Here is a 12,439-nt window from a genome sequence, read left to right on the forward strand (position 1 = left end):
TCACCCCTGCTGCTGCAAGAAGGCGTCGATCTCTTCACGCCAGGGCACCGAAGGTTGCGCGCCGGGGCGGGTCACGGCGATCGCCGCCGCCGCATGGGCGAAACGCACCGCATCAGCCATGATCTTGCCTTCCAACAGGGCGGTCACCAGCGCACCGTTAAAGGTATCGCCGGCGGCGATGGTATCCACCGCTTGCACCTTGAAACCAGGCACCCGTTTGCCGTTGCCGTTTTCGCTCAGCCACACGCCGCGGCTGCCGAGGGTGATGATCACCGTCGCGATGCCCTTGTCGTGCAGCGCCTGCGCCGCACGCGCCGCATCGGCGTCGCTGTCCACGGCGATGCCGGTCAGGCGCTGGGCTTCGGTTTCATTCGGGGTGATCATATCAATCATCCCCAGCAGCTCGTCAGGTAGCTCGCGCGCCGGAGCCGGGTTGAGGATCACCTGCGTTTGATGTTGTTTCGCCAGGCGGGCGGCGGCGATCACCGTCTCCAGCGGCGACTCGAGCTGCATCAGCAGGGCATCGGCGTCGATCACTTTTTGTTGGTAGCGCGCCAGGTAATCCGGCGTTACCGCGGCGTTGGCGCCGGCATCGATGCCGATCACGTTCTCGCCTTCGGCGTTGACGAAGATCAGCGCCACGCCGGTGGTGGTGTCGGCGATGGCTTCAATCGGCTGGGTATCAATGCAATCGCTCGCCAGCTGCCGGCGGACACGTTCGCCGATATCGTCGGCGCCCACGCAGGCGATAAAGGCGATCTTCGCCCCGCTGCGCCCGGCCGCCACCGCCTGATTCGCGCCCTTGCCGCCAAACGCCACCTTATACTGTTTCCCGATCACCGTTTCGCCCGGGTGGGGGAACTGTTCAATATTGAGGATATGGTCGGCATTGATGCTGCCAAGAACCACCAGCTTACCTGTTTCCATCGCATTGATTCCTGAATTGCGCGCCATCGTAAACGCCCCGTTCCGATGGCGCTGGTATGACTTACTGAGTGACCAGTTTCAAATCGACCGGGATGGTCGCCGGCACTTTTTCGCCTTTCAGCACTTTATCGGCGGTTTCCACGCCGATCACGCCGATCTGATCGGGACGCTGCGCCACCGTCGCCGCCAGCTTGCCGCCTTCGACCGCTTTCACGCCGTCAGCGGTGCCGTCGAAGCCTACCACGATCACGTCGGTTTTACCGGCGGTTTGCAGCGCGCGCAGCGCACCCAGCGCCATTTCATCGTTCTGGGCGAACACCGCCTGCACATCCGGGTGCGCGGTCAGCAGGTTCTGCATCACGTTCAGGCCCTTGGTGCGATCGAAATCGGCCGGCTGACTGGCCAACAGTTTGAATTTATTTTGATCCAGCGACTGCTTGAAGCCTTCACCGCGTTCACGCGCGGCAGAGGTGCCAGCGATGCCTTCCAGCTGAATCACCTTGGCATCGGCGCCCGCTTTCTTGGCGATGAAATCACCGGCCATTTTGCCGCCCACGCGGTTATCCGAAGCGATGTGGCTCACCACGTCACCCTTGCTCGCCACGCGGTCCAGCGTGATGACCGGGATCTTAGCCTGGTTGGCCATCTTGATGGCGTTACCCACCGCATCGGAGTCGGTCGGGTTGATCAACAGCAGCTTGGGCGCCCGCACCATCAGATCCTGCACGTTGGCCAGCTCTTTCGCCGGGTTGTTCTGGGAATCCAGCACCACCAGGTTGTAGCCCAGCTTGTTGGCCTCTTGCTGCGCCCCATCCTTCATCGAGACGAAGAACGGGTTGTTGAGGGTGGACACCACCAGCGCGATGGTGTCTTTGGCCATGGCATTGGCGCTCAGGGTGGCGCTCAGCGCGATGGCGGAAGCTAAGGTTGCCAGTTTTTTCATTTTCATCATCGTGATTCCTGTAGGGGGAGGTTACTTGTTGCTTTTGTTATCTACCAGAACCGCCAGCAGTATCACCACTGCCTTCACGATCATTTGGTAGTAGGAAGAAACACCCAATAAATTCAGGCCGTTGTTCAGGAAGCCGAGGATCAGCGCCCCGATCAGCGTGCCGACGATACGCCCCTTGCCGCCGGCCAGGCTGGTGCCGCCCAGCACCACGGCGGCGATAGCGTCCAGCTCATAGCCGGTGCCGGCGGTCGGCTGCGCCGACGACAGGCGCGCCACTTCGATCACCCCGGCCAGCGCCGCCAGCAGGCCGCACAGCGAGTAGACGATAATCTTCACTTTATCGACGCTGATGCCGGACAGGCGGGTCGCCGCTTCGTTGCCGCCCAGGGCATAAATATAGCGGCCCAGGCGCGTATGGTGCAGCATATACCAGGCGGCGATGAACACGATCGCCATGATCCAGATCGGTGTAGGCACGCCCAGCGGGCGGCCGATACCGAACCAGCCGAAGGTGTCGGCCACGTCGGTGAAACCGGTGTTGACCGGGCTACCGTTGGTGTACACCATGGTGACGCCGCGCAGCAGCAGCATCATCACCAGCGTGGCGATAAAGGCCTGCACTTTGCCTTTGGCGACGATCACCCCGGTGCAGGCGCCAATCGCAGCGCCCAGCGCCAATGCCGCCGCCACCGCCACCAGCGCGTTGACCTCAAAGCCGACGATCGACGCCGCCACCGCGCCGGTCAGGGCCAACAGCGATCCTACCGACAGATCGATGCCGGACGTGAGGATCACCAGCGTCATCCCCACCGCCATGATGGCGTTCACCGAAGTCTGCTGCAGAATATTGAACAGGTTGTTCAGGGTGAAGAAGTTCGGGCTCATGGAAGAGACCACGGCGATCAGCACCAGCAGCGCAATCAACGACTTCTGCTCTAACAGCCACTCTTTACTGAACCAGCGCTTGGCTGCGATAGTCTGGGAACTCATATCTGATTACTCCTGCTTTACGCCGTATTGCTTGCCGACGGCTGCCGCCATCAACGCTTCCTGGGTGGCCTGTTCAATCGGGAACTCGCCGCTGAGATGCCCTTCGTGCATCACCAGAATGCGATCGCTCATGCCCATCACCTCCGGCATTTCCGAAGACACCAGAATGATGCTCAGCCCTTCCTGCTTGAACTGGTTGATTAACTGATAGATCTCTTTTTTGGCGCCGACGTCGACACCGCGCGTCGGCTCATCGAGGATCAGCACTTTCGGCCGGGTCATCAAACCACGGGCGATCGCCACTTTTTGCTGGTTGCCGCCGGAAAGCAGGCCGATCGGCTGCTCCATCGACGGCGTTTTGATATTGAACAGGCGGATGAAATCCCCCACCGCCTGCCGCTCGTCGGCCTGTTTCAGGCTGCCGTCGGCGCGGCTGAAGTAGCGCAGCGCGGTCAGCGACATGTTTTCCTTCACCGACATGCCCAGCACCAGGCCGTCGCGCTTGCGGTCTTCCGAGATATAGACGATGCCGTTCGCCAACCCGTCCTGCGGCGAGTGGGTGACCACGTCGCGGCCGTCCAGGCTGACGGTGCCGGCCTTACGCGGCGCGGCGCCGTACAGGATCTTCATCAATTCAGTGCGCCCGGCGCCCATCAGCCCGGCCACGCCGAGGATCTCGCCGCGGTACAGCGTAAAGCTGACGTCTTCAACGCCGGGTCCGGAAAGGTGGCTGACGTCCAGCCGCTTTTCCCCGCGCGGCAAATCAAGGCGCGGGTATTGTTCTTCCAGCTTGCGGCCGACCATCATCTCTATCAGCGAATCTTCCTGCAGCTCGCTCACCGGCCGCTCAGCGATGAACTGCCCGTCGCGAAACACGGTCACGTCGTCGCAGATTTCAAAAATCTCTTTCAGGCGGTGCGAGATATAAACGATGCCGCGCCCTTCGGCCTTCAGCTCGTTGATCACCTTGAACAGCGAGGCGGTTTCGGTGTCGGTCAGAGCATCGGTCGGTTCGTCCATGATGATCACTTTCGATTCGAAGCTCAGTACCTTGGCGATCTCCACCATCTGCTGATCGCCGATCGACAGCTCCCCCACCAGCCGGTGGCTGCTGTAGCGCAGGTTGAGGCGCGCCAACAAGCGATCGGCCTCGGCGTACATGCGCTTCCAGTCAATGCGGCCGAAACGGTTGACGAACTCGCGGCCGAGGAAGATGTTTTCCGCAATCGTCAGCTGCGGGATCAGGTTCAGCTCCTGATGGATAATGCCGATGCCCGCTTCCTGCGAATCCTTAGGCCCGTTGAATACCACCTCTTTACCGAGAAAATACTGACTGCCGGCGTCTTTCTGGTAGATGCCGGTCAGCACTTTCATCATGGTGGACTTCCCGGCGCCGTTTTCCCCCACCAGCGCCATCACCTTGCCGGGATAGACGCTGAGGGCGGCGCCGGAAAGCGCCTTCACGCCGGGAAAGGCTTTATCAATCCCTTTCAGTTGCAGTAAAGGTTGCATACGCGCCTCAGAAAGTTACGCCGGCGCACAGGATCACGTTCGCGTAAGGCGAACACTCCCCGCTGCGGATCACCGCCCGGCTGTGTTCGGTTTGCGCTTTAAACGCCTGATGGCTGATATAGCGCACGCTGATGGTATTACCCTGGCGTTGGCCCAGTGCGGTCAGTTCCGCCAACAGAACCTCGTGGAGCGACGGATTTTGTTTCACGATTTCTTCCGCCAGGATGGCGCTTTCTACCTGCATCTCTTGCGTGACCGCCGCGAACACCTGCATGAAGGTCGGCACGCCCTGCGTCAGCGCCAGATCGATGCGCTGCGTCGCCGCCGGTATCGGCAGGCCCGCATCGCACAAGGTGAGCTGATCGGTGTGCCCCAGCCGGGCAATCACGGCAGACACGTCGGAATTCAGTAATACGCCTTTTTTCATCTTCTCACTCCGCTAGCGAAACGTTTCGCTCTCTGGAGGAGTTTAAAAAAACGGCAGGGGAAGGCAACCGGGACAATGCAGAAGTGTGATCGCTATCGAAACGTTTCGTTCGCGCGTGGAAAAAGCGCAAACAAAAGGGGCTCAGCCATGCTGAGCCCCTGTCAGGCGGGTTAGATCTCGACCTGCGTGCCGAGCTCGATGACCCGGTTCGGCGGGATCTCAAACTGATCCGGCGCCCGCAGCGCGTTGCGGCTCAGAGCGACGAACAGCTTGCCGCGCAGGTAGAGGTACCATGGCCGCTTGGTGAGGATCAGCGATTCATGGGACATGAAGAACGACGTCTCCGACATGCGGCACGGCAACCCTTCCAGCCCGCAGCGGTGGAACACTTCCTCGACGTTCGGCGTTTCGCGCCAGCCGTAGCTGGCCACCACCCGCCAGAAGGTCGGCGACAGCTGTTCGATGGTCACCCGGCGCACGTTGTGCACGTAAGGCGCATCCTCGGTGCGCAGCGTCAGCAGCACCACGCGTTCATGCAGCACCTTGTTGTGCTTCAGGTTGTGCAGCAGCGCAAAAGGAATGACGTTGGTGGCGCGCGACAGGAACACCGCGGTACCCGGCACCCGCACCGGCGGCGATTTCTCCAGCGAGGCGATCATCGCCTCCAGCGAGTTGCCGTGTTCGTGCAGGCGGCGCAGCAGGCGGAAGCGCTCGCTCTTCCAGGTGGTCATAATGATGAACATCACCAGCGCCAAGGTCAGCGGCAACCAACCGCCAGAGAACAGCTTCAGGGCGTTGGCGGAGAACATCGGCACGTCGATGATCAGCAATATGGTCACGATGCCGATCGCCAGGAAGCGGTTCCAGTGCCAGTTGTTGATCGCCACCGAGGTGACCAGAATGCTGGTCAGCACCATGGTGCCGGTGACGGCGATGCCATAAGCCGCCGCCAGGTTGCTGGAGTGCTCGAACCCGATGATCACCAGCACCACCGAGATATACAGCGTCCAGTTGATCACCGGAATGTAGATCTGGCCGGATTCCATTTCCGAGGTGTGAATGATGCGCATCGGCGACAAATACCCCAGACGCACCGCCTGGCGGGTCAGCGAGAAGACGCCGGAAATCACCGCCTGCGAGGCGATAACCGTCGCCAGGGTCGCCAGAATCAGCAGCGGGATCAGCGCCCAGTCGGGCGCCAGCAGGAAGAATGGGTTTTTGATCGCTTCAGGGTTTTTCAGCAGCAACGCCCCCTGGCCGAAGTAGTTGAGCACCAGCGAAGGCAGCACCACGGTGAACCAGGCCAGGCGGATCGGGAACTTGCCGAAGTGCCCCATGTCGGCATACAGCGCCTCAACGCCGGTGATAGACAGCACCACCGCCCCCAGCGCGAAGAACGACACCTTCTTATATTCCATAAAGAAGTTGAGCGCCCATTTGGGATTCAGCGCCTGCAGCACTTCCGGGTTCGAAATGATGCTGCGCGCGCCCAGCACCGCCAACACGATGAACCACAGCAGCATTACCGGGGCGAACAGCTTGCCGACGCTGCCGGTGCCGTGTTTTTGGATAACGAACAGCAGGGTCAGCACCAGAATCGAGAGCGGCACGATATAGGCGTCGAGCGCAGGCGCGGCGATTTCCAACCCCTCTATCGCCGACATCACCGAGATCGCCGGGGTGATCACCACCTCGCCATAGAAGAAGCTGCCGCCGATCAGGCCCAGTATCACCAGCACTGCGGTGGTGCGCGCCGAGGTATTTCGCCCGGCCAGCGACATCAGCGTCAAAATGCCGCCTTCGCCGGCGTTGTCCGCCCGCATCACGTAGGTAAGATATTTGAGGGAAACGATCACGATCAGCATCCAGAAAATCAGCGACAGGAAGCCGAAAACCACGTCTGGACGAACATCGAAGCCGTAATGGCCGGAGAAACACTCTCTCAACGTATAGAGAGGACTGGTGCCGATATCACCGTAGACCACGCCGATGGCAGCCAGGGTTACCGCCGATAGGGACTGCTTATGCTCTGCGCTCATAATTCGTTTCTTTATCAGAACATCCGTTAGCGATGCATCCGCATCAGGCAAAATACGGGCTCAAAGATCCGTCACGCCCACCAGAAAGCCGCACAGTATGCACCATTTATACGGCTTGCCTACCCTTATATCAGAGCCGAAAAATAAACAAAATGTGAACCGGATATCCGACTCAACTGAGAAAAATTTTACTAATCAATAAGCTATACCATTAAAAATAATGGTGGTTTATCATCGAATTATCGACCAAGATTGGCTAACTCTCGGACAATACGACGATTATATGACGCCATCATCCCTTCTGGCAGAACGAATTTCCCGCCTCAGCAGCGCGCTGGAGAGCGGCCTCTATGAGCGGCAAGAGGCAATCCGCCTGTGCCTGCTGGCGGCGCTGAGCGGCGAAAGCGTATTCTTGCTCGGCCCGCCCGGCATCGCCAAGAGCCTGATCGCGCGCCGGCTGAAGTTTGCCTTCCGCAACGCCCGCTCCTTTGAATACCTGATGACGCGCTTTTCCACGCCGGAAGAGGTCTTCGGCCCGCTCTCGATTCAGGCGCTGAAAGACGAAGGGCGCTATCAGCGCCTGACCGCCGGCTATCTGCCGGAAGCGGAGATCGTGTTTCTGGACGAGATCTGGAAGGCCGGCCCGGCGATCCTCAACACCCTGCTGACGGCGATCAACGAACGGCGCTTTCGCAACGGCAACAGCGAAGAACCGATCCCGCTGCGCCTGCTGGTCACCGCCTCCAACGAACTGCCCGAAGCGGACAACAGCCTCGAAGCCTTATATGACCGCATGCTTATCCGCCTGTGGCTGGACAAGGTGCAGGATAAACAGAATTTCCGCTCGCTGCTGGTCAACCGCCAGAGCGAAAGCCAAAACCCGGTGCCGGCGGCGCTGAGCATCAGCGACGAAGAGTTTCTGCAGTGGCAGCCGCAGATCGACAAGGTGGCGCTGCCGGAAGCCTGCTTTGAGCTGATTTTCCAGCTGCGTCAGCGGCTGGACGCGCTGGAGCAGGCGCCATACGTCTCCGATCGGCGCTGGAAAAAAGCCCTGCGTCTGCTGCAGGCCTGCGCCTTCTTCAGCGGGCGCGATGCCATCGCCCCGCTCGACCTGATGCTATTGAAAGACTGCCTGTGGCACGATCTCACCTCGCTGAAGCTGCTGCAACAGCAGATCGATCAGCTGCTGACCGAGTCGGCCTATCAGCAGCAGTCGATGCTGATCCAGTTGCAACAGATCCATACCCGCTGGCTGCAGGACCAGCAGCAGCAAAGCGATCGGCAGGCCATCAGCCTGGTGAAAAAGGGCGGCATGTTCAGCCGCAAACCGCAATATGCGCCGGCCACGCCGTTCGCCGGCGGCACCCTCACCCTGCTGCTGCAAAAACCGCTGCAGCTGCATGACATTCAGGTCAACCATCTGAGCATTGAGAGCAGCGTGCTGGATAACTGGCTGCAAAAAGGCGGCGACGTGCGCGCCAAGCTGAACGGCATTGGCTTCGCGCAGCCGATCGATTTGGACGTCGATGACCAACTGCACCTGACGGTGCTGGACGTCAGCCGCCAGCCTTCGCTGCTGGCGCTGCCGGGCAAACAGGCCACCGCCACGCCGCAGGCGCTGCTGGATGAAATGGACGCGTTGGCCCAGCGCCTGGCGGAGCAGCGCCGCGCCTTCAGCCAACATCAGCCCTGTCTGTTCACGCCTGCCGCTGGCCTGGCCAAGATCGAAGCCAGTCTGCTGCAAGTGGCGGAACAGGTTAAACAGCAACAGCAGCAAATGCGCGGCCAGTAACCATGCTCAGTCTGGAGACGCTCGATCTGCTTCTGGCGATCACCGAAGGCGAGATGATCGAGGAGATGATCGTCGGCATGCTGGCGGCGCCGCAGCTGTCGGTGTTCTTTAAAAAGTTTCCGGCCCTTCGCCGGGCGCTGGATCGCGATCTGCCACGCTGGAAACTGCAGCTCAAGGAGCGTCTGCAGGAGGCCATGGTGCCGCCGGCGCTGGCGCAGGAATTTTACCGCTACCAACAGTGCCAGCTGGAGAACAATACCCAGTTCTATCACAACCTCAACGACACGATGGAGCTGCTGCGCCAGCTGGTTTCCCCGTTTTATGAACAGGCGCGCGCGCTGGTGGACGCCGCCGATCTGCCCAATCACCCGCTGGACGACAGCTTCCAAACCCTGTTCTTGCAGCGCTGGCGCATCAGCCTGACGCTGCAGGCCACTATGCTGCACCACCAGTTGCTGGAACAAGAGCGCGAGCAGCTGATGGCGGAACTGCAGGAGCGTCTGGCGCTGAGCGGCGCGCTGGAGCCGCTGCTGTCGGAAAACGACACCGCCGCCGGCAGGCTGTGGGATATGAGCAAAGGCCAGCTGCAGCGCGGCGATTACCAACGGCTGGTGGAGTACGGCAACTTTTTGCAGCAGCAGCCGGAGCTGAAAAAGCTGGCACAGCAGCTGGGCCGCAGCTACCAGGCCAAGGCGGTGCAGCAACAAGACGCGCAGCCGGAACCGTTCAGGGTCATGGTGCAGGTGCCGGCCACGCTGCCGGAAGAAGTAAATGGCATTCATCAGAGCGACGACATCCTGCGCCTGCTGCCGCCGGAGCTGGCGACGCTGGGGATTGAAGAGCTGGAGTTCGAGTTTTATCGCCGCCTGCTGGAAAAGCGACTGCTGAGCTACCGCCTGCAGGGCGACGTCTGGCAGGAACAGGTTCTGATCCGTCAGGTCACCCACCAGCAGCAGGATCAGCAACCACGCGGGCCGTTTATCGTCTGCGTGGACACCTCAGGATCGATGGGCGGCTTCAACGAACAGTGCGCCAAGGCGTTCTGCCTGGCGCTGCTGCGCATTGCGCTGGCGGACAACCGCCGCTGCTACATCATGCTGTTCGCCAACCAGATCGTGCATTACGAGCTCACCGCCGCCAGCGGCATCGAGCAGGCGGTGCGCTTTCTCGGCCAGCAATTTCGCGGCGGCACCGATCTGGCGGCCTGCCTGAACGCCACCGTCACCAAAATGGCGGAGAGTGGCTGGTTCGACGCCGATGCGGTGATCATTTCCGATTTTATCGCCCAGCGGTTGCCGGAGGAGGTAATAAAGAAGGTGAAACAACAGCAGCAAAGCCACCAGCAGCGTTTCCATGCGGTGGCGATGTCCGCCTACGGCAAACCCGGCATCATGCGCATCTTCGATCATATCTGGCGCTTTGATACCGGGCTGAAAAGCCGTTTAATGCGCCGCTGGCGGCGCTAGGCGGTTAGAGCAGGCCTTCGACCGCCCCACGCACTTCCGGCGACCACACGCCGCACTGCACCTGGCCGATATGCGACAGCTGCAACAGCAGCATCACCAAACGCGACTGGCCGATGCCGCCGCCGATGGTCTGCGGCATATCACCGCGCAACAGCGACTGGTGCCATTCCAGCTTCATGCGTTCTTCATCGCCGGTCAGCGCCAGCTGATGTTTCAGCGCGGCGGCGTCGACGCGGATGCCCATGGAAGACAGCTCGAAAGCGTCCTGCAGCACCGGGTTCCACACCACGATATCGCCGTTCAGGCCCGCCAGGCCATCCGTCGCCGGGGTGGTCCAGTCATCATAATCCGGCGCCCGCACATCGTGCGATTTGCCGTGCGACAGCTTGCCGCCGATGCCGATCAAGAATACCGCGCCCAGCTCTTTGGCAATCGCCCGCTCGCGCCCTTTGGCATCCAGATCCGGGTAGCGCTGCAGCAGGGTTTCGCTGTGCACAAAGTGAATCTGTTCCGGCAGGAACGGAGTCAGGCCATGCTCGCGGCTGACTTCCGCCTCCGTCGCCTTGATGGCGGCGTAAATGCTGCGCACGGTGCTTTTCAGGTAGTCCAGGCTGCGCTCACCGTCGCCCATCACCCGCTCCCAGTCCCACTGATCGACGTACACCGAGTGGATAGGCGTCAGGCGATCTTCATCCGGGCGCAGCGCCTTCATATGGGTGTACAGGCCTTCACCGGCGCCGAAATCGTAGCTGCCCAGGGTTTTGCGTTTCCATTTCGCCAGCGAATGCACCACTTCGAAGGTGGCGTCAGGCAGAGTTTTGACCTTAACCTGCACCGCTTTCTCGCTGCCGGAGAGGTTATCCTGCGTGCCGTCGCCCAAACGGCTGAGGATCGGCGCTTGCACTTCGATCAGGCCGAGCTGTTGCTCCAGCTGGCGGGAGAAGAAGGATTTGACCTGGCTGATTTGTTGTTGTTTTTGGATAAACTGTTTTTTCATTGCCGTATCTCTTGTAAACCTGTCTCTGTTGACATCGATTAAGCAACAAAATGACACGTCAATTCAATATCCATTAATCAATATTGCCTTTTCACTTTTAATCGTTCATTTTTACCCGGACAGAATTCAACAATCGTTAATTAATGGGGGATTAAATGGCGGAAATTTATCAGATCGATAATCTCGATCGTGGCATCCTCAACGCCCTGATGGACAATGCGCGCACACCGTACGCCGAACTGGCGAAAAACTTCGCCGTCAGCCCCGGCACCATTCATGTGCGGGTGGAGAAGATGAAACAGGCCGGGATCATCACCGGCGCGCGCATCGACGTCAGCCCCAAACAACTGGGCTACGACGTGTGCTGCTTTATCGGCATCATATTAAAGAGCGCCAAGGACTACCCTTCGGCCCTGAAGAAGCTGGAAAGCCTGGAAGAAGTGGTAGAAGCCTATTACACCACCGGCCACTACAGCGTCTTTATTAAGGTAATGTGCCGATCGATCGACGCGTTGCAACAGGTACTTATCAACAAGATCCAGACCATCGACGAGATCCAGTCTACCGAAACGCTGATCTCGCTGCAGAACCCCATTATGCGCACCATCGTGCCGTAACCCGCCAAATTGCATACCCACATTATCCACAGGTAGATCCCAGCCGATTCACAGCGTACAATGCAGCCACTTTGAGTGAGAAGGTTGGGATCGTTGGTTCATGGCAGACATTACTCTGATCAGTGGCAGTACGCTTGGCAGCGCCGAATACGTGGCTGAACATTTGGCTGAAAAGCTGGAAGACGCGGGTTTCTCTACCGAGATGCTGCACGGCCCTGAACTGGATGAACTGCCGTTGACCGGCCGCTGGCTGGTGGTCTCTTCCACGCACGGCGCCGGCGAACTGCCGGATAACCTTCAGCCGCTGTTGGAACAGATCGCAGAGCAGCAGCCGGATCTTTCCGAGGTGCAGTTCGGCGCCGTCGGTTTGGGCAGTTCGGAATACGACACCTTCTGCGGCGCGATCAAACAGATCGACGATCTGTTGATCGCCAGAGGCGCTAAAAGGATCGGCGATCGTCTCGAGATCGACGTGACCGAGCATGAAATTCCCGAGGATCCGGCCGAGGAATGGGTAAAAAACTGGATTAATTTACTCTAATTCGTCTAAAGATCGCGCGAACGATTGTGGATAACTAAGCTTAAAAGCAGGGTAAAAGCCGTAGTTATCCCAATAACAACCGTAGTGCGCTTTTTGTCCTGTGCATAACAAGCCTTTTAGATCCCAGCTTATCTGCGTCGGGATCACCGATCATTCACAGCAAACGATCCTCCTTAATC

Annotated in this window: 11 protein-coding genes; 4 read left to right on the forward strand and 7 right to left on the reverse strand. The window is 59.6% G+C overall.

All coding sequences use genetic code 11. From position 1 onward, the window contains the following. From rbsK to kup, 6 genes are all read right to left on the reverse strand, one after another. Entirely contained in the window at positions 1-927 is a 927-nt protein-coding gene (gene rbsK, locus GUC32_RS24205; RefSeq protein WP_127146948.1) for a ribokinase, read from the reverse strand. Between the two features lie 61 nt (positions 928-988). Beyond that, positions 989-1,876, reverse strand: coding sequence for a ribose ABC transporter substrate-binding protein RbsB (gene rbsB / locus GUC32_RS24210; RefSeq protein WP_025304729.1), 888 nt, complete (start codon positions 1,874-1,876; stop codon positions 989-991). A 24-nt stretch (positions 1,877-1,900) separates the two neighbouring features. Further along, complete coding sequence (gene rbsC, locus GUC32_RS24215) at positions 1,901-2,869, reverse strand: ribose ABC transporter permease (protein ID WP_025304730.1); 969 nt, start codon at positions 2,867-2,869, stop codon at positions 1,901-1,903. Between the two features lie 6 nt (positions 2,870-2,875). Continuing rightward, positions 2,876-4,381, reverse strand: coding sequence for a ribose ABC transporter ATP-binding protein RbsA (gene rbsA, locus GUC32_RS24220; RefSeq protein WP_025304731.1), 1,506 nt, complete (start codon positions 4,379-4,381; stop codon positions 2,876-2,878). A gap of 7 nt (positions 4,382-4,388) precedes the next feature. Beyond that, entirely contained in the window at positions 4,389-4,808 is a 420-nt protein-coding gene (gene rbsD, locus GUC32_RS24225) for a D-ribose pyranase (protein WP_025304732.1), read from the reverse strand. Between the two features lie 170 nt (positions 4,809-4,978). Next, complete coding sequence (gene kup, locus GUC32_RS24230; RefSeq protein ID WP_015379467.1) at positions 4,979-6,847, reverse strand: low affinity potassium transporter Kup; 1,869 nt, start codon at positions 6,845-6,847, stop codon at positions 4,979-4,981. 283 nt (positions 6,848-7,130) lie between these two features. On the opposite strand from kup, the gene ravA reads away from it, so the two are divergent. Beyond that, the gene (ravA, locus tag GUC32_RS24235; protein WP_025304733.1) at positions 7,131-8,639 is read left to right on the forward strand and encodes an ATPase RavA; all 1,509 of its coding nucleotides are present in this window, start codon (positions 7,131-7,133) and stop codon (positions 8,637-8,639) included. Between the two features lie 2 nt (positions 8,640-8,641). Next, a complete protein-coding gene (gene viaA / locus GUC32_RS24240; protein ID WP_025304734.1) occupies positions 8,642-10,105 on the forward strand; it encodes an ATPase RavA stimulator ViaA in 1,464 nt (487 codons plus the stop codon). Positions 10,106-10,109: 4 nt separating this feature from the next. On the opposite strand, the gene asnA is transcribed toward viaA, so the two are convergent. Further along, positions 10,110-11,102 (reverse strand): aspartate--ammonia ligase, encoded by a 993-nt coding sequence (gene asnA / locus GUC32_RS24245; RefSeq protein WP_025304735.1) that lies wholly within the window; start codon positions 11,100-11,102, stop codon positions 10,110-10,112. A gap of 155 nt (positions 11,103-11,257) precedes the next feature. Between asnA and asnC the strand changes: the two genes are divergently transcribed. Both asnC and mioC read left to right on the forward strand, forming a co-directional pair. Next, positions 11,258-11,719 carry a transcriptional regulator AsnC gene (gene asnC, locus GUC32_RS24250; protein WP_004933786.1) on the forward strand — a complete coding sequence of 154 codons (462 nt, stop codon included), beginning with the start codon at positions 11,258-11,260 and terminating at the stop codon, positions 11,717-11,719. Positions 11,720-11,819: 100 nt separating this feature from the next. Beyond that, entirely contained in the window at positions 11,820-12,260 is a 441-nt protein-coding gene (mioC, locus tag GUC32_RS24255; protein ID WP_016929621.1) for an FMN-binding protein MioC, read from the forward strand. Positions 12,261-12,439: the final 179 nt, after the last annotated feature.

The sequence above is a fragment of the Serratia sp. NGAS9 genome (assembly GCF_009905295.1).
GTDB lineage: Bacteria > Pseudomonadota > Gammaproteobacteria > Enterobacterales > Enterobacteriaceae > Serratia > Serratia bockelmannii.

Bases quoted from the DNA above. Each gene is read 5' to 3' on its own strand.
- rbsA (WP_025304731.1), bottom strand. From the start codon at position 4,381: ATGCAACCTTTACTGCAACTGAAAGGGATTGATAAAGCCTTTCCCGGC.
- rbsB (WP_025304729.1), bottom strand. From the start codon at position 1,876: ATGAAAATGAAAAAACTGGCAACCTTAGCTTCCGCCATCGCGCTGAGC.
- rbsK (WP_127146948.1), bottom strand. From the start codon at position 927: ATGGAAACAGGTAAGCTGGTGGTTCTTGGCAGCATCAATGCCGACCAT.
- ravA (WP_025304733.1), top strand. From the start codon at position 7,131: ATGACGCCATCATCCCTTCTGGCAGAACGAATTTCCCGCCTCAGCAGC.
- asnA (WP_025304735.1), bottom strand. From the start codon at position 11,102: ATGAAAAAACAGTTTATCCAAAAACAACAACAAATCAGCCAGGTCAAA.
- rbsC (WP_025304730.1), bottom strand. From the start codon at position 2,869: ATGAGTTCCCAGACTATCGCAGCCAAGCGCTGGTTCAGTAAAGAGTGG.
- asnC (WP_004933786.1), top strand. From the start codon at position 11,258: ATGGCGGAAATTTATCAGATCGATAATCTCGATCGTGGCATCCTCAAC.
- viaA (WP_025304734.1), top strand. From the start codon at position 8,642: ATGCTCAGTCTGGAGACGCTCGATCTGCTTCTGGCGATCACCGAAGGC.
- rbsD (WP_025304732.1), bottom strand. From the start codon at position 4,808: ATGAAAAAAGGCGTATTACTGAATTCCGACGTGTCTGCCGTGATTGCC.
- mioC (WP_016929621.1), top strand. From the start codon at position 11,820: ATGGCAGACATTACTCTGATCAGTGGCAGTACGCTTGGCAGCGCCGAA.
- kup (WP_015379467.1), bottom strand. From the start codon at position 6,847: ATGAGCGCAGAGCATAAGCAGTCCCTATCGGCGGTAACCCTGGCTGCC.